This window comes from Aeromonas sp. S15(2024) (genome assembly GCF_041402265.1).
Lineage (GTDB): Bacteria > Pseudomonadota > Gammaproteobacteria > Enterobacterales > Aeromonadaceae > Aeromonas > Aeromonas dhakensis.
Window position 1 is genome coordinate 218,152 of sequence record NZ_JBGLQY010000002.1, and the last position, 15,325, is coordinate 233,476.

The 15,325-nt window shown below is 63.2% G+C and carries 16 protein-coding genes; 7 read left to right on the forward strand and 9 right to left on the reverse strand.

Translation table 11 applies throughout. From position 1 onward, the window contains the following. Window positions 1–123: 123 nt before the first annotated feature. Window positions 124–1,320 (forward strand): HD-GYP domain-containing protein, encoded by a 1,197-nt coding sequence (locus ACB033_RS05165; RefSeq protein WP_017765631.1) that lies wholly within the window; start codon window positions 124–126, stop codon window positions 1,318–1,320. Here the strand turns inward: ACB033_RS05165 and ACB033_RS05170 are convergent. Next, window positions 1,317–1,505 (reverse strand): hypothetical protein, encoded by a 189-nt coding sequence (locus ACB033_RS05170; protein WP_010633458.1) that lies wholly within the window; start codon window positions 1,503–1,505, stop codon window positions 1,317–1,319. The genes ACB033_RS05165 and ACB033_RS05170 overlap by 4 nt on opposite strands. A gap of 102 nt (window positions 1,506–1,607) precedes the next feature. Then, on the reverse strand, window positions 1,608–2,258 hold the full coding sequence (gene fsa, locus ACB033_RS05175) for a fructose-6-phosphate aldolase (RefSeq protein WP_005302782.1): 651 nt from the start codon (window positions 2,256–2,258) through the stop codon (window positions 1,608–1,610). Between the two features lie 128 nt (window positions 2,259–2,386). Here fsa and ACB033_RS05180 point away from each other — a divergent pair, with 128 nt between their 5' ends. From ACB033_RS05180 to ACB033_RS05200, 5 genes are all read left to right on the forward strand, one after another. Further along, a complete protein-coding gene (locus ACB033_RS05180; protein ID WP_139725877.1) occupies window positions 2,387–3,283 on the forward strand; it encodes a glycyl-radical enzyme activating protein in 897 nt (298 codons plus the stop codon). A 52-nt stretch (window positions 3,284–3,335) separates the two neighbouring features. Beyond that, complete coding sequence (locus ACB033_RS05185; RefSeq protein WP_139725878.1) at window positions 3,336–5,768, forward strand: formate C-acetyltransferase/glycerol dehydratase family glycyl radical enzyme; 2,433 nt, start codon at window positions 3,336–3,338, stop codon at window positions 5,766–5,768. A 92-nt stretch (window positions 5,769–5,860) separates the two neighbouring features. Continuing rightward, entirely contained in the window at window positions 5,861–6,607 is a 747-nt protein-coding gene (locus ACB033_RS05190; RefSeq protein ID WP_139725879.1) for a DNA-binding transcriptional regulator YciT, read from the forward strand. A gap of 128 nt (window positions 6,608–6,735) precedes the next feature. Then, complete coding sequence (locus ACB033_RS05195) at window positions 6,736–7,629, forward strand: EamA family transporter (protein WP_005302790.1); 894 nt, start codon at window positions 6,736–6,738, stop codon at window positions 7,627–7,629. Window positions 7,630–7,750: 121 nt separating this feature from the next. Beyond that, entirely contained in the window at window positions 7,751–9,601 is a 1,851-nt protein-coding gene (locus ACB033_RS05200) for an extracellular solute-binding protein (protein WP_139725880.1), read from the forward strand. Window positions 9,602–9,709: 108 nt separating this feature from the next. Here the strand turns inward: ACB033_RS05200 and ACB033_RS05205 are convergent, their stop codons facing one another. Further along, window positions 9,710–10,102: a DUF2750 domain-containing protein gene (locus ACB033_RS05205; protein WP_005302792.1), complete on the reverse strand. Its 393-nt coding sequence runs from the start codon at window positions 10,100–10,102 to the stop codon at window positions 9,710–9,712. Between the two features lie 93 nt (window positions 10,103–10,195). Continuing rightward, entirely contained in the window at window positions 10,196–10,753 is a 558-nt protein-coding gene (locus tag ACB033_RS05210; RefSeq protein WP_017783948.1) for a hypothetical protein, read from the reverse strand. A 248-nt stretch (window positions 10,754–11,001) separates the two neighbouring features. On the opposite strand from ACB033_RS05210, the gene ACB033_RS05215 reads away from it, so the two are divergent. Then, on the forward strand, window positions 11,002–11,250 hold the full coding sequence (locus tag ACB033_RS05215) for a TIGR02647 family protein (protein ID WP_005302794.1): 249 nt from the start codon (window positions 11,002–11,004) through the stop codon (window positions 11,248–11,250). Here ACB033_RS05215 and ACB033_RS05220 read toward each other — a convergent pair. The 5 genes from ACB033_RS05220 to pdhA form a co-directional block, all read right to left on the reverse strand. Continuing rightward, window positions 11,237–11,542: a hypothetical protein gene (locus ACB033_RS05220; RefSeq protein WP_139725881.1), complete on the reverse strand. Its 306-nt coding sequence runs from the start codon at window positions 11,540–11,542 to the stop codon at window positions 11,237–11,239. The two genes, ACB033_RS05215 and ACB033_RS05220, sit on opposite strands and share 14 nt — an antisense overlap. Before the next feature lie 120 nt (window positions 11,543–11,662). After that, complete coding sequence (locus tag ACB033_RS05225; protein ID WP_005302803.1) at window positions 11,663–11,872, reverse strand: cold-shock protein; 210 nt, start codon at window positions 11,870–11,872, stop codon at window positions 11,663–11,665. Window positions 11,873–12,076: 204 nt separating this feature from the next. Further along, on the reverse strand, window positions 12,077–13,177 hold the full coding sequence (locus ACB033_RS05230) for a dihydrolipoamide acetyltransferase family protein (RefSeq protein ID WP_017778578.1): 1,101 nt from the start codon (window positions 13,175–13,177) through the stop codon (window positions 12,077–12,079). Continuing rightward, the gene (locus ACB033_RS05235; RefSeq protein ID WP_005302805.1) at window positions 13,174–14,160 is read right to left on the reverse strand and encodes an alpha-ketoacid dehydrogenase subunit beta; all 987 of its coding nucleotides are present in this window, start codon (window positions 14,158–14,160) and stop codon (window positions 13,174–13,176) included. The genes ACB033_RS05230 and ACB033_RS05235 overlap by 4 nt, the downstream gene beginning before the upstream one ends. Beyond that, window positions 14,157–15,248, reverse strand: a complete 1,092-nt coding sequence (gene pdhA / locus ACB033_RS05240; RefSeq protein WP_017782312.1) for a pyruvate dehydrogenase (acetyl-transferring) E1 component subunit alpha — start codon at window positions 15,246–15,248, stop codon at window positions 14,157–14,159. The genes ACB033_RS05235 and pdhA overlap by 4 nt, the downstream gene beginning before the upstream one ends. Between the last annotated feature and the right edge of the window lie 77 nt (window positions 15,249–15,325).

The window sequence follows — 15,325 nt, forward strand, 5'->3', positions numbered from 1 at the left end:
CCGACAACTCCAGCACTAAGCGCCAAGGCCGGCCAGCATGTCGCCATGACGAACCCGGGCGCCGGTGTTAGACTGCCAACAGAGGGCCTAACGTCACGCATAATAATAATGTCAGGAAGCCGTATGAAGTCGCACACTCCTCATCCCGTTATCCCCGTCAACCAGCTGCAACCCGGCATGTACGTGATCGCCATTACCAGCCAGACCGGCGGCATGGAGATTGCCCAGATGGGGCTGGTGACCACCCGTCAGCAGATCAACGATCTGGTCAGGCGCGGCGTACTCACGGTGCGGGTCGATCTCGCCCGCAGCAAGCTGCCCGGCATCGAACAAGTCATCTCCCCCCAACCCGCCGTCTCTGCGACCAGCTCACAACGTCCCTCCGGCAGTGGCAACGGCGAGGGGCGCGAGCTCAAGATCCGCCGGCTTTATCAGGAGGCTCGCGAGTTGCAGGGCAAGTTCATCCGCCACCTCAAGGCGGGGGAGCCCATCGACATCACGCCGCTGGCGGCAGTGGCCGAGGAGATGGTGGACACCATGTTCACCCACGGCGACGCCATGCTCTGTCTGGCCCGCATTCGCGCCAAGGATGCCTACCTGATGGAGCACTCCATGAACGTCGCCATCCTGCTGGCGAACTTCGGCCGTTATCTGGACCTGGATCGCAGCGTGCTCAAGGAGCTGACCCTGGGCGGCCTGCTGCACGACGTGGGCAAGATCATGACCCCGGATGAGGTGCTGAACAAACCGGGCAAGCTCACCGACGAGGAGTTCGCTGTCATGCGCCAGCACGTGGTGCACAGCTACGAGATCCTGAGCAACACCCCCGGCATCACCGCCACCATGCTGGAGGTGGCCGCCAACCATCACGAACGGCTCGACGGCACCGGTTACCCGCAGCGGCTCAAGGGCGAGCAGCTCTCGCTCTATACCCGCATGAGCGGCATCGTCGATGTCTATGACGCGGTCACTGCGGATCGGGTTTACAAGCAGGGGATGCAGCCGACCCAGGCCTTTCGCATTCTGCTCAAGGGGATCAACCACCACTTCGATGCCGAACTAGTCACCAAGTTCATCAAGTGCATGGGGGTCTATCCGGTAGGTACCCTGGTCCAGCTCTCCAACCAGCGGCTGGCCATCGTCATGCAGCGCAATCCTCATGAACCGCTCAAACCGGTGGTGAAGGTGATCTATCACGGAACCCAGCGCCACTACCTCGAGGTGCAGTGGCTGGATCTTGCCAAGAACGGGGTGCAGGAGACCATCGAGAGTACGGTCGATCCCAAGGAGTTCGGCATCAACCTCGCCAACTTCGTCTAGTTGGCGCCCCCTTCCCGCGACCGCTCGACGCAGTGCTGGATGAGGAACTCCTCATCCAGCGGCGACAGATCGAAGCGGATGCAGGCCTCTTCGATGGCACGGATGTCGTGTTGATGGTGCTCGCTGAGCCAGCGCACGGCGCGGCGCAGATCTTCACCGTGGGGCAGCAGGGTATGGTCGCTCATGGGGCACCTCCGATCAGCCATCGATACTGGCCCGTCACAGCGGGCCCTCTCTTCTAGCTTAGCCCGCCTGCCGCCCCTTCATCATCCGGCCTTCAAACAGGCTCAGGCAAACGCCCGCTGCCAATCCTGATCAAACTTCGCCAGCGCCGCGTCCACCGCCGGCACCCGCAGCAGCTGTTCGGCCACGTCGAGCGGCAATGTGATGGACTGGCAACCCGCCAGCAGGCAGTCGAGGGCCTGGCGCGGGGTGCGGAAGGAGGCTGCCAGCACCTTGCTGTGCGGCGCGTGCAGCGCCAGCAGCTGTTGCAGCTCCTGCACGGTGGCGATGCCATCGCCCCCCTGGGCATCCAGCCGGTTGACGTAGGGCGCTACGTATTCGGCCCCCGCCACCGCCGCCAGCCAGCCCTGCAGCGGGGTATAGACCGCCGTGCCCAGGGTCGGCACCCCGTTGGCCGTCAGGGTCTTGATGGCCGCCAGCCCCTCTTCACATACCGGGATCTTGATCACCAGGTCCCGGTCCAGCTCACGCAGGGCAAATGCCTCGCGCACCATCTCGGTCTCGGTTTTGGCCATCACCTGGGCAAACAGCCGCGCCTTGGGGCCCAGCGCCTCCCGCAGGGCAGGCAACAGCTCGGCCAGCGGCATGCCACCGGCAGCGGTAATGGACGGGTTGGTGGTGACGCCGGCCAGCGGCAGGATCCGTGACCAGCGGCGCACCGCAGCCACATCGGCAGTATCGAGATAAAGCTCCATCTCTGACTCCTTAATGGGATGTGCAATCTGTCGCCATTCTAGCGACATAACATCCGCAATTTAGTTGATCAAAATCAAATCAACTTTCGAACGAAAGAAAATAGAATGCAAAAACAAAAGGAGGCGGTATGATTTTCGACCTGCAACGCTATTCAACTCACGATGGCCCCGGCATTCGCACCCTGGTGTTTCTCAAGGGGTGCTCGCTGGCCTGTCGCTGGTGTCAAAACCCGGAAAGCCGCTCTCCCAAGCCGGACATACTACTCGACCGGCGCCAATGCATCGAGGGATGCCGGCTCTGCAGCGACGCCTGCCCGGCAATCTTGCGTGACAGCCAGGGTGTCCAGCTCACCCGCACATCCCTCGGCAATCAGGATGTGGAACGGCTGCGCGGCCTCTGCCCCTGCGAAGCGCTGCAGGTGTGCGGCCGGGAGGAGAGCCTGGACAGCCTGATGGCCACCATCTTGCGGGATCGCCCCTTCTTCGAGCGCAGTGGCGGCGGGGTCACCCTCTCCGGCGGCGAGCCCTTCATGCAGCCCGCATTTGCCGCCAACCTGCTGGCCCGCTGCCAGGCCGAGGGGCTGCATACCGCGGTGGAAAGTTGCCTGCACGTGCCCTGGCACCAGATTGAACCCAGCCTCCCCTACCTCGACCTGCTGCTGGCGGATCTCAAACATGTGGATGAGGAGCGCTTCTTCGACTGGACCCGCGGCAAGGTCGCCCTGCCGCTGGCCAATCTCAAGCGGCTGGCCGAGCGCGGCGTGGCCATGCAGATCCGGGTGCCGCTCATCCCCGGCTTCAATGCCGACCACGCCTCCATCGAGGCCATCACCCGGGCCGCCGCCAGCCTCGGTACGGTGCAGGAGATCCACTTTCTCCCCTACCACACCCTGGGCGTGGGCAAGTACGCCCTGCTCGACCAACCCTATCAGGCCCCCCTCCAGCCACTCGATGACCCGGCACTGCTCGCCTTTGCCCATGAGTGTGCCCGTGCGCAGGGGCTGACCCCGCTCACCCGGGGCTAGCAACACCCCATGGCATCAGCCACTCACTGCCCTATGACCAGAGGATAAGACCATGACCCAGCTCGACCTCACCACCCTGCCCCCGCGGATCCGTGCCCACAAGGAGAGCCTGATCCACATCGTCCAGCCACCGGTCTGCACCGAGCGGGCCCGCCACTATACAGAGGCCTATCAGGCCCACCTGGCAAGACCGCTGCCGGTGCGCCGTGCCCTGGCGCTGGCCCATCACCTCAAGGAGCGCACCATCTGGATCAAGCACGACGAGCTCATCGTCGGCAACCAGGCGAGCCAGGTGCGGGCGGCGCCGCTCTTTCCCGAATACACGGTGGGCTGGATCGAGAAGGAGATAGACGAGCTGGCCGACCGCCCCGGCGCCGGCTTTGCGGTGAGCGAGGCGGACAAGCTGGCCATCCACGCCCTCACCCCCTTCTGGCGCGGCCAGACGGTGCAGGATCGCTGCTACGGCCTCTTTACCGACGAGCAGAAGGGGCTGCTGGAGAGCGGCATCATCAAGGCCGAGGGCAACATGACCTCGGGGGATGCCCACCTCGCGGTCAACTACGAGCAGCTGCTTGCCCTCGGTCTCGACGGCCTCAAGACCAGGGTGGCCGAGCGGCGCGGCCGGCTCGATCTGGCGGACTGGGCCGATCTGCAGCGCGAGCAGTTCCTGCAGGCCGTCACCATCACCTTCGATGCCGTCAGCCAGCACATCGAGCGTTACGCCGCGCTGGCCCGCGAACTGGCGCAGCAGGAGCCGCGTCCCGAGCGCCGCTGCGAGCTAGAGACCATCGCCCTCAACTGCGCCCACATCGCCCACCGGCCCCCCGAGACCTTCTGGCAGGCGCTGCAGCTGTGCTACTTCATCCAGCTCATCCTGCAGATCGAGTCCAACGGCCACTCGGTGTCGTTTGGCCGGATGGACCAGTACCTCTACCCCTGGTATCGCCGCGAGGTTGAGCTGTCGGAACTCCTACCGCGCACGCGCGCCATCGAGCTGCTGCAAGGGTGCTGGCTCAAGCTGCTGGAGGTGAACAAGATCCGCTCCGGCACCCACTCCAAAGCCTCCGCCGGCAGCCCGCTCTACCAGAACGTCACCATCGGCGGCCAAAATTGGCGCAATGGCAAGGCCCACGACGCAGTCAACGGCCTCTCCTACGCGATTCTGGAGTCCTGCGGCCAGCTGCGCTCCACCCAACCCAACCTCTCGGTGCGCTACCACGCCGGCATGAGCGAGGATTTCCTCGACGCCTGCATCCAGGTGATCCGCTGCGGCTTCGGCATGCCCGCCTTCAACAACGACGAGGTAGTGATCCCCGAGTTCATCAAGCTCGGGGTGAGCGAGGAGGATGCCCACCACTACGCCGCCATCGGCTGCATCGAGACCGCGGTGCCCGGCAAGTGGGGCTATCGCTGCACCGGCATGAGCTTTATCAACTTCGCCCGCATCCTACTGGCGGCGCTCGATGGCGGCCGCGATGCCACCACCGGCAAGGTCTTCCTGCCCCAGCCCCAGTCGCTGCAGGACGGCACCTTCGGCCATTTCGACGAGGTGATGGCCCGCTGGGACGAGCAGGTGCGCTACTTCACCCGCAAGTCCATCGAGATCGATTGCGTGGTCGACAGCGTGCTGGAGGCCCAGGCCCACGACATCCTCTGCAGCGCCCTGGTGGATGACTGTATCGAACGCGGCAAGACCATCAAGGAGGGGGGGGCCGTCTATGACTGGGTCTCCGGCCTGCAGGTGGGGATCGCCAACCTGGGCAACAGCCTGGCAGCGCTGAAGAAACTGGTGTTCGAGCAGGGGGTGGTGGATCAGCGCGAGCTAGCCGAGGCGTTAGATCAGGATTTTGCCGGATTGCAGGGCGAACAGCTGCGCCAGCGCCTCACCAATGCCGCCCCCAAATATGGCAACGATCTGGACGAGGTCGACCTGCTGCTGGTACAGGCCTACCAGAGCTACATCGACGAGCTCAAGGGGCTGCACAACACCCGCTTCGGCCGCGGCCCCATCGGCGGCACCTACTATGCGGGCACCTCCTCCATCTCGGCCAACGTGCCGTTCGGTGCGGCCACCATGGCTACCCCGGATGGTCGCCACGCCCGCACCCCGCTGGCGGAAGGGGCCAGCCCAGCGTCGGGCTCGGATCGCCTCGGCCCCACGGCGGTGTTCAACTCGCTTAGCAAGCTGCCCACAGCGGCCATCCTCGGCGGCGTGCTGCTCAACCAGAAGCTGAGCCCGGCCAGCCTCGAGAGCGAGCGGGACAAGGCCAAGCTGATGAGCCTGCTGCGCACCTTCTTCGAGGTGCACAAGGGGTGGCACGTGCAGTACAACATCGTCTCGCGCGAGACGCTGCTGGCGGCCAAGGCCCATCCCGACCAGTATCGGGATCTGGTGGTGCGGGTGGCGGGCTATTCGGCCTTCTTCACCGCCTTATCCCCCGATGCGCAAGATGATATCATCGCCCGCACCGAGCACAGTCTCTGACGGGCCCCACCAGGGGCAGCTGTGCCCCATTATGACCGGCAAGCCACCCGCGCGGTGGCTTGCCGCTATCCACTGCCAGCCAGCGAGGTCCCATGAACCCACGCCACCAACTGATCCTCACCCTGGTCCATCAGGCCCGCAAGATGAGCGTGAGCGAGCTCTCCCAACGTACCGGGGTCTCGGAGGTGACGGTGCGCAACGACCTGACTTCCCTCGAAAAACAGGGGCTGCTCAAACGGGTGCACGGCTCGGCCATGGCGCTGGAGAGCGACGACCCCGACGCCCGGATGAACATCAACTACCTGCTCAAAGAGCGCCTCGCCGAGCGGGCCGCCCAGCTGGTGGAGGATGGCGAGACGGTCTTTATCGAGGGGGGCAGCGCCAACGCCCTGCTGGCCCGTCATCTGGCCCTGCACAAACGGGTCACCATCATCACCATCAGCAGCTACATCGCCCACCTGCTGCGCGACACCCAGGCCCAGGTGGTGCTGCTCGGCGGCCTGTTCCAGCATCAGAGCGAGAGCGTGGTGGGGGCGCTGACCCGGCTGTGCATCGAGCAGGTGCACTTCTCCAAGGCCTTCATCGGGGTGGACGGCTTTCATCCCGAGGTGGGCTTCACCGGCCGCGACATGATGCGGGCGGACGTGGTCAACAGCGTACTGGCCAAGGGGGTGACCAATGTGGTCATCACCGACAGCAGCAAGTTCGGCGCTATCCACCCAAGCCTGCTCGGCACGCCGGGCCAGATCGGCGTGCTGGTCACCGATGACGCCCTGCCCGCCCCCATGCGATCCACCCTGACTGCACGCGGCATCACAGTGCACTGCGTCGCCGCCTGAATCGCACCTTGCTCCCCGTTGCCGGGCAGCTCCCCCGCCTGGCTGCTTGACGGCGCCCACCCAGACGAGGGTATGCTCGTCCTCTTTTGGCCACCACCTGGCAAGGGCCACTCTTTCAAGGACGTCACATGCACACCAAGGACAAGTTTCTGGCCGCTCTGGTCATCCTCTGCTGGGGGCTCAACTTCGTCGCCATCAAGTGGGGGCTGGAGGGGATCCCGCCGCTGCTGCTGGGGGCACTGCGCTTCGTCGGGGTGGTCTTTCCCGCCATCCTGCTAGTCCCCAGACCCGCCATGCCCTGGCGCTGGCTGCTGGCCTACGGCGGTGCCATCAGCCTGGGGCAGTTCTCCTTTCTGTTCTGCGCCATGAAGTTCGGCATGCCGGCGGGCATGGCCTCGCTGGTGCTGCAATCCCAGGTGGTGTTCACCCTGCTGTTCGCCATGATCTGGCTGGGTGAACGCTGGCAGCCCCACCACTGGGTGGCCCTGCCGCTGGCGGGGGCCGGCCTCTACCTCATCGCCACCCATGGCGAGGGCAATCTCACCCTGCTCGGCTTCGTGCTAACCCTCTGCGCCGCCGCCTGCTGGGGCCTTGGCAATGTCATCAATCGCCAGATCGGCCTGCGTTACAAGACCTCTCTGCCAAGCCTGGTCGCCTGGGGCGGGCTGGTGCCCATCCTCCCCTTCTTCGCCCTCTCCTGGCTGTTCGAGGGACCCGAGCTGATGGCCAGCAGCCTGCTCAACATCAGCTGGCAGGGGATCCTGTGCGTGCTCTATCTCTCCTTTGTCGCCACCTGGCTCGGTTACGGCCTGTGGGGGCGGCTGCTGATGCGCTACCCGGTGGCGCAGGTGGCCCCCCTCTCCCTGCTGGTGCCCTGCGTCGGCATGGTGGCGGCGGCCCTGTTGCTGGACGAGCACCCCACTCCCTTGCAGTGGCTGGGCTCGGCCCTGGTGCTGCTGGGGTTCGTGGTGCATCTGCTGGGCGGGCGGCTGCGCTGGTTCAAATCGCAGACAGCCGCCTGACGCTTATTTATCCGTCGCCATTGACCGGGGCGGAGAAACTTTTCATGATGAGCCAGCCCCCAACGGGGCTCGCGTCATCAACACATGGCCTGCAGGACGCAGCCATCAGGAGAGCAAGGACATGCCATCGACAGTCACCGCCGGCCCCCGGATCATCCCGCGCCTTCTGCGCACCAGTGCCATCACCCTGACCCTCTGCCTGAGCCACTACGGCTGGAGCGCCACCCTGCCGGCTGACCTCAAGTGGGAGAGCAACAACACGGATCCGGTGTTCGCGGATCCGGCCGCCAAGCGGGGCGGCACCTTTCGCGGCTTCATGACCAGTTTTCCGCTGACCCTGCGGGTGTACGGTCCGGACTCCAACGGCGGCTTCGCCGGCTATGTGCGGGAGACCAACCTGCCGCTCTTGAGCACCCACCCCGTCACCGGCAATCCCATGCCTATGCTGGCCAACGAATGGGCCTTCGGAGCCGACCACAAGACCCTCTATCTGCGCATCAACCCCAAGGCGCGCTGGTCGGATGGCCAACCGGTCACCGTCGATGACTGGCTGTTCACCCTCAAGCTGCTGCGCAGCAAGGAGATCAACGACCCCTGGTACAACAACTACTACAGCACCCAGATAAGCGACGTCACCAAGTTTGACGACCACACCCTGGCCATCTCCAGCGGCAGTGCCAAGAGTCGCCAGGATCTGCTGGAATCCCTCCCCTTCACCCCGGCCCCCAGCCACGCCATCAAGATCACCACCGACTGGGTTAAGGAGTACAACTGGAAGGTGCTGCCGGTGACCGGCCCCTACCAGCTTGGCGAGGTGAAGAAGGGCAAGTCGGTCACCTTCGAGCGGGTCAAGGATTGGTGGGGCAATGACGAGCGCTACTTCCAGCACCGTTTCAACCCGGACCGGATCGAGCTCAAGGTGCTCAGGGATCAGAACATCGCCTGGCAGCACTTCCTGCGCGGCGAGCTGGATACCTTCCCGCTGGTCATGCCCAACTGGTGGCACGACAAGACCAGGACGCCTGAGTTCGAGCAGGGCTATATCGAGCGACTCTGGTTCTACAACCAGACCCCCCAGTCCCCCATGGGGCTCTATCTCAACACCGCCGATCCGCTGCTGCGCGACCTCAATGTGCGGCTCGGCATCCAGCATGCCCTCAACCTCGACAAGATGCTCACCACCCTGCTGCGGGGGGACTATCAACGCCTCAACAGCTACGGCTCAGGCCAGGGGGAGTTCACCAACGCGGAGCTCAAGGCCCGCCCGTTTGACCCCGAGCTGGCGCGCCAGTACTTCGCCAAGGCCGGTTTCACCAAGCCCGGCCCCGACGGTACCCTGCAAAACGACAAGGGCCAGCCGCTGACCCTGAGCATCACCTACACCACGGCGGAGCACGCCCAGCGCCTCACCCTGCTGCGCGAAGAGGCCAAGAAGGCGGGGCTCAACCTCGAGCTCAACCTGATGGATGCCTCGGCCGGCTTCAAGTCGATGCTGGAGAAGAAACACCAGAGCGCCTGGATGGGCTGGAGCACCAGCCGCTATCCCGCCTACTGGGAATATTTCCACAAGGTCAACGCCAACAAGCCGCAGACCAACAACATCATGAACATAAATGACGACGCCATCACAGCCCTGGTGGAGCAGTACGACAAGGAGTTCGACTTCGCCAAAAAGGCGGCGCTGTCGCGCCAGATCCAGCAGCGACTCTATGAACTGGCCAGCTTCGTGCCCGCCTATCAGGTGCCCTACACCCGGGAAGGGGCCTGGCGCTGGATAAAACTGCCCAAGTTGCCGGCGACGCCCAAGAGCGAACTGCTCTACTGGCCGCTGGACGGCAGCAACAGTGGCTACAGTTACGGCGGTTTGTTCTGGATTGATGAAGAGACCAAGGCGCAGACCCGGGCCGCCATCAAGGCAGGCCAGCCCTTCCCGCCCGTCACCCTGGTTGACACCACCTATCAGCAAAAATAGGGCAACCCGCTTCTCTGCCAGGGTGTGCCAAGGCCATCAACAAAAAGACCCCGCACAGTGGCGGGGTCTTTCTTTGCAACCTGAGTTGCTCGCTGAGGCAGGAGGCACTTAGCCGCGCTTGGCCTGCTTCTGGGCGATGGCGTCGGCCACGTCGGCCGGCTCCAGCACGATACCTTCCTGATCCGGCGTCGGGAAGACGGCCACGCACAGCTCATCCTGCTCCATGCCGTCAATCCAGCGCTCCAGCCACACCTTGAGGGTGATGGACTGCGGCTTGCAGTCGGCCCACTCCCCTTCGGCCCACGCCTTGGCGTACTCCGGGTGCGGCCATACCGGGATGCAGTCTTCATCGTCGGTGGTCAGCATCATGACGCCGTGCTCGTCGGTCAGAACGAACAGCTCTTCGTGCTCGACCAGCTTGCTGATGAAGTGATCAAAGCGGTAGTCCGCGTTCAGTTGCAGCGCTGCATTGCGCTCGGTGTCGCTCAGTTCATAGCTCATCGGTCAAGTCTCTTGTGCAATAAAGGGCGCCATGTTCACATCTTGCCGGCGCCTTGTCCAGTATGAGAGATCGGTCACCGATTTTTGAACGGTTCACCCGAGCTCAGGAGTCACCAGGTCGATCTCCGCCATCTCGCCAAGGCGCTGGCGCAGCCAGTAGGCCGCCTCCACTTCGACGAAGCAGAGCTGATCCCGACCGGCCTTCGCCCCCGCCAAGATCTGTGCAAGACGAGCCTGCTGCGCGCTGTCCCAGGCATCGGCCAGCTTTCCGCCATGAGCCTCTTCCACCACCTCGCGGCGCAGCTCGAACAGGTTGTCGGTGATCGGGCTGTTGATCTTGGCCGGGCTGTGCCAGTACATCTGCAGGTTGTCCATCATCTCGCTGTCGTAGTTGGCTAGCGCGTCCAGCTCAGGCGTTGCCCCCTCTTCACCGGTCGCGAAGTCGCACCAGGCTGCCGTCAGCGGCGCCAGGCTCTGCGCGGTTGCGCCCTTGCCATGCTGGCGCAGGGCGGCGACATCAGCCCCCTTGCAGGCGGGTAGCCAGAGATCCCCCTGATGTTGCTCGAGCAGCGGCAGCAACAGAGAGGTCGGGTAGACGGGAAAACGGGAACCCAGGGTGTGCAGCAGGGATACCAGTGTGATTTTGACCATGGAATGCGCCTTGAACCGGGGGCCGACAGACAATATCGGCCAGATAGACAAAGGAAGCCCTATCCTATCATGTTTGGCGCCGCAAAGCCGGACTCAAACAATTCTCAGTTGATTCACCAGATGACGGCCAAAAAAGCAGCGTTCGAGCACGCCTGGGAGAGATAAAGCCCAATAGTTTGAGCCAGCGCCCACTAAAGTGGATCCGGGAGTGCTAGTTTGCATACATCTTTAGCGTAAGGAGTGCATTCATGATCGGGATCGACCAGGTTTCCAGCGAGTTTGTAAACGATTTGAAAATACTGGCATGCTTTGATCCGGCCAACATGAGCCTGGGGATCAAGTTGCGCAGCGACATGTCCGACGAACTCTGCCAGGCCGCAGTTCGCCTGCACCAGCAAGGACTCATCAGCGCGGAAGATGGCGGCTATCTGACGCCCTTTGGCATGACCATGGTGGAACACCTGCAGCACCTGCTGGTGGCACTCAAACCGCTTTGACCGCCTTGGGAGCCCACAGCGAAAAGTTGAGCAGCTCCCAGCGTTTCCCTTGACGCAACAGACAGGCAAACAGCAAAGGACCTTCGGGTCCTTTTATCTTGCCATCGACCATCCACTCCCCCGCCCGTTGCGGCAACGGCTGCGCCCTGATCTCGTCCGGGAGCCTGCCAGCGCCCACCCGCACCTGCACAAACTGCTGGCACACGACCATGGCCTCTTTCTCAACGAAGTCAGGCCCCTGTTTATCGGTGGAAGCTATCAGAGTGGTAGCGAGCAGAAGGGATGGCAGCATAGTCGGCACAACATGCAGAAGTAGAAGGTCACGCCTCCCACCGACGGACGGTGAGAAACGCCCATAAACAAAAAGCCGTGGAACCCAAAGGCACCACGGCTTTCTTAAATTCTGTAAGAATTACAGAGCAGTTACGTTCTCAGCCTGCGGGCCTTTTTGACCTTGGGTCACGGAGAACTGTACGCGCTGACCTTCAGCCAGGGTACGGAAGCCGTTACCTTGGATGGCGCTGAAGTGAACGAAAACGTCCGGGCCGTTTTCTTGCTGGATGAAGCCAAAACCTTTGGTTTCGTTGAAAAACTTAACGGTACCGGTGATCATGTTAGACATATCTTTAAACCTGTATTCAAAATAATTACTTATGCTTTTCAGCGGATAAAGCTCAAAAAACGGGATTAACTTATGAACAACAGGAAAAGATGTAAAACATCATATTCATTGACATAACTATCGCCCTTTCAAGCTGGTTGAGATTATACGTGGCTTTGGGGATTACGCAAACAATTTGTGCCCTGCCACGGCAGGGCACAAACGTTACAGCGTAGGTGCTTCCAGCGCCTGAACCAGGGCTTTGAGGAAGCGTGCCGCCTCGCCGCCGGTACAGGCTCTGTGGTCGAATGTCATCGACAGTGGCAGTGCTCTGACCGGGCGCGCCTCCCCATGGATGAACACCACCTTCTCAAACAATTTGCCAGCGCCAATGATGGCCACCTGGGGCGGCGTCACGATCGGGCTGGCATAGCGGCCCGCGATGGCACCGAAGTTGGTGAGGGTGATGGTCGCCCCCTGCAGCATCTCGCGCGGTACAGCGCGCGCCTTCACGTCGGCGATCATGCGATCCAGCCCCTGGCGCAGATCGGCCCCTTCCCGCTCGGCCACGTTCTCCATTACCGGCACGTAGAGCCCATGTTTGGAATCCACCGCAATGGCCACGTTGACCTCCCTGAACAGCCGTCTTGACAGGGTGTCGCCGTCGAACCAGGCATTCATGGAGGGCTCTGCCCGACAAGCCACACCGATAGCCTTGATGAGCCTTACAGTAACGTCTTCATCGGGGCGCCAGTGACGCAAGTCCACCTCGTCGGTGATGCTGACCGGCACCACCGTCTGGTGCGAGAGCTCCATCGCCTTGGCCATGGCCCGGCGCGAGCCCTTGAGGAACTCGTTGCCGCTGCTCTGCTGTGCCTCGAACGCCTGCTGCACGTCCTGCTCGGTGACCATGCCGGCACTGCCGCTGCCCTTGATCCGCTCGATGTCGAGCCCCAGTTTCTGGGCCAGCAGGCGCACCGCCGGCATGGCCTGCACCAGGGCGCCGCCGGGGGCGATGGCGCCCACCACGAAGTGATCCTCGATATGCTGCTGATGGGCGTTGACCTTGCCGACCACGGTGCCGTCATCCTCGCCGCCTTCGAACTCCACCAGCGGTGCACCTATGTGCAGAATGTCCCCCTCGGCACCACACAGCCTGGCAATGACCCCCGCTACCGGCGAAGGAACATCCACCAGCGCCTTGGCCGTCTCTACTGACAACAACACCTGGTCGACACTCACTGTATCGCCGGCGCTGACCTTCCATTCGACGATCTCGGCTTCGGCCAAGCCTTCACCCAGATCCGGTAATTTGAAAAATTTCATAGCCACTGGTTCTCCATCAGCTGATGAGCCGCATCGGCAATGTCCTGCTCGGTGATGAGGTAATACTCTTCGTTGCGGTAGTAGGGGACGGCGGCGTCCACCCCGGTAAGCCGTCTGGGCGGTGCCTTGAGGGAGGTGAGCGCCTCCTCGGTGACCCGTGCCACGATTTCGGCGCCGACTCCGAAGCTGCCGCACGCCTCGTGCACCACCAAGAGGCGGCCGGTCTTGCGCACCGATGCCAGTATGCTCTCCATGTCCAGCGGCTTGATGGTGGCGAGATCCAGCACCTCGCACTGGATATCCTGCTCCGCCAGCAGGTTCGCTGCCCGCATCACCTCCTGGATGCAGGCCCCCCATGCGACGACCGTGAGGTCGCGACCGGGACGCAGGGTGAAGCAGACATCCAGCGGCAGGCCGATGCCGTCATCCACAACGTCGGACTTCATGGAGCGATAGATGCGATCGGGCTCGAAGAACATCACGGGATCCGGGTCGCGAATGGCCGACAACAGCAGGCCATAGGCTCGCTTCGGGCTGGAGGGGATCACCACCCGCAGCCCGGGAATGTGGGCAAACAGGGCTTCCACGCTCTCGCTGTGGTGCTCGGGGGAGTGAATGCCGGCGCCGTAGGGGGAGCGGTAGACGATGGGGCAGGTGATGCGGCCCCGGGTGCGATTGCGCATCCGCGCCGCCTGGCAGATGATCTGCTCCATGCCCGGGAAGATGAACCCCTGAAACTGGAATTCGGCCACGGGTTTGAGCCCCTGAGTGGCCATGCCGACCGCCACCCCGGCGATCAGCCCCTCGGCCAGCGGCGTGTCGATCACCCGCTTGAAGCCGAACTTGTCGCGCAGGCCCACGGTGGCGCGAAACACCCCGCCGTTGACCCCCACATCCTCGCCGAGCACCACCACATCCGGGTCCCGTTCCATCTCGTGATGCAACGCCAGATTGACGGCCTCGAGCAACGTCATATCACTCATGCTTCCTCCCCGCTGTGCTGCTGCATGCCTTTGGCGATGATGCGCTGGCGCTGCGTGCGGTAATCCTTCGGCAACTCGGCAAACTGATAGTCGAGCAGGGTTTCCGGGGCCTGCGCCGCCGTTCCTTCATAAACGGCCACGGCGCGCTCGACCTCGCGGGCCGCCTCGGCCAGCAGTGCCTGCTCCTGCTGCTCGTCCCACCAGCCTTGTTCAAACATGAACTGACGCAGCCGTTTGACCGGCTCCTTGGCCCAGGCGGCTTCCACCTCGGCCGCTTCCCGATAGCGGGTCGCATCGTCGGCCGTGGTGTGATCCCCCAGCCGATAGCTCACCGCTTCGATCAGGGTCGGTCCCTTGCCGCTGCGGGCGCGTTCGACGGCGCTGCGGGTGGCCTCATAGACGGCGACCACGTCGTTGCCATCCACCTGGATGCTGCGCACACCGGCCCCTATCCCCTTCTGGGCCAGGGTGGGGGCGCTCGACTGCAGCTTGCGCGGCACCGAGATGGCCCACTGGTTGTTGTTGATGATCATCACCATGGGCAGGTGCCAGACGCCGGCACAGTTGAGCCCCTCCAGGAAGTCACCCTTGGAGGTGCCACCATCACCGATGGTCACCACCGCGACCCTGGGTTGATTGCGCAGTTTGAAGGCCGCGGCGATGCCGGCGGCATGGGTGATCTGGGTGGCGATGGGCACGCAGATGGGCAGGTCCTCGGAGAGTTCGCCGTCGGCCTTGTAAAAGACGCTGCCGCGCTCGTCCCCGCCCCAGTACTGCAGGTTTTTCTCCATGGGCACGCCCCGCACATAGAGGGTGGGCATGTCCCGGTAGTAGGGCACGTAGACATCCTGTGGCTGCATGGCGAGCCCGACGCCTATCCCGACCGCTTCGGCCCCCAGATGGGAGGGAAACGTGCCGAGTTTGCCGGTTCGCTGCAGCGCGATCGCTTTCTTGTCATAACTGCGCACCATCACCATGTTTCGGTAGAAGGTGTGCAGCATCGCCTTGTCCAGCCAGGTCGGTAGTGTGGCGACCGGGCGCCCTTCCTCATCGAGGTAACGAAGGAAAGGGATGTCGACATGGGTCATAACTGGCTCCTTGCCGTTGTCAACGTCACCACCATGAGGTGACTCTTTGAATGTAAATAGATTGTTAACCAAAGGGC

What these genes read in the sequence shown, in the direction of transcription:
- ACB033_RS05230 (WP_017778578.1), bottom strand. Translation starts at nt 13,177, where the DNA reads ATGAAATTTTTCAAATTACCGGATCTGGGTGAAGGCTTGGCCGAAGCC.
- ACB033_RS05180 (WP_139725877.1), top strand. Translation starts at nt 2,387, where the DNA reads ATGATTTTCGACCTGCAACGCTATTCAACTCACGATGGCCCCGGCATT.
- ACB033_RS05220 (WP_139725881.1), bottom strand. Translation starts at nt 11,542, where the DNA reads ATGCTGCCATCCCTTCTGCTCGCTACCACTCTGATAGCTTCCACCGAT.
- ACB033_RS05200 (WP_139725880.1), top strand. Translation starts at nt 7,751, where the DNA reads ATGCCATCGACAGTCACCGCCGGCCCCCGGATCATCCCGCGCCTTCTG.
- ACB033_RS05190 (WP_139725879.1), top strand. Translation starts at nt 5,861, where the DNA reads ATGAACCCACGCCACCAACTGATCCTCACCCTGGTCCATCAGGCCCGC.
- ACB033_RS05165 (WP_017765631.1), top strand. Translation starts at nt 124, where the DNA reads ATGAAGTCGCACACTCCTCATCCCGTTATCCCCGTCAACCAGCTGCAA.
- pdhA (WP_017782312.1), bottom strand. Translation starts at nt 15,248, where the DNA reads ATGACCCATGTCGACATCCCTTTCCTTCGTTACCTCGATGAGGAAGGG.
- fsa (WP_005302782.1), bottom strand. Translation starts at nt 2,258, where the DNA reads ATGGAGCTTTATCTCGATACTGCCGATGTGGCTGCGGTGCGCCGCTGG.
- ACB033_RS05195 (WP_005302790.1), top strand. Translation starts at nt 6,736, where the DNA reads ATGCACACCAAGGACAAGTTTCTGGCCGCTCTGGTCATCCTCTGCTGG.
- ACB033_RS05225 (WP_005302803.1), bottom strand. Translation starts at nt 11,872, where the DNA reads ATGTCTAACATGATCACCGGTACCGTTAAGTTTTTCAACGAAACCAAA.
- ACB033_RS05215 (WP_005302794.1), top strand. Translation starts at nt 11,002, where the DNA reads ATGATCGGGATCGACCAGGTTTCCAGCGAGTTTGTAAACGATTTGAAA.
- ACB033_RS05205 (WP_005302792.1), bottom strand. Translation starts at nt 10,102, where the DNA reads ATGAGCTATGAACTGAGCGACACCGAGCGCAATGCAGCGCTGCAACTG.
- ACB033_RS05185 (WP_139725878.1), top strand. Translation starts at nt 3,336, where the DNA reads ATGACCCAGCTCGACCTCACCACCCTGCCCCCGCGGATCCGTGCCCAC.
- ACB033_RS05235 (WP_005302805.1), bottom strand. Translation starts at nt 14,160, where the DNA reads ATGAGTGATATGACGTTGCTCGAGGCCGTCAATCTGGCGTTGCATCAC.
- ACB033_RS05210 (WP_017783948.1), bottom strand. Translation starts at nt 10,753, where the DNA reads ATGGTCAAAATCACACTGGTATCCCTGCTGCACACCCTGGGTTCCCGT.
- ACB033_RS05170 (WP_010633458.1), bottom strand. Translation starts at nt 1,505, where the DNA reads ATGAGCGACCATACCCTGCTGCCCCACGGTGAAGATCTGCGCCGCGCC.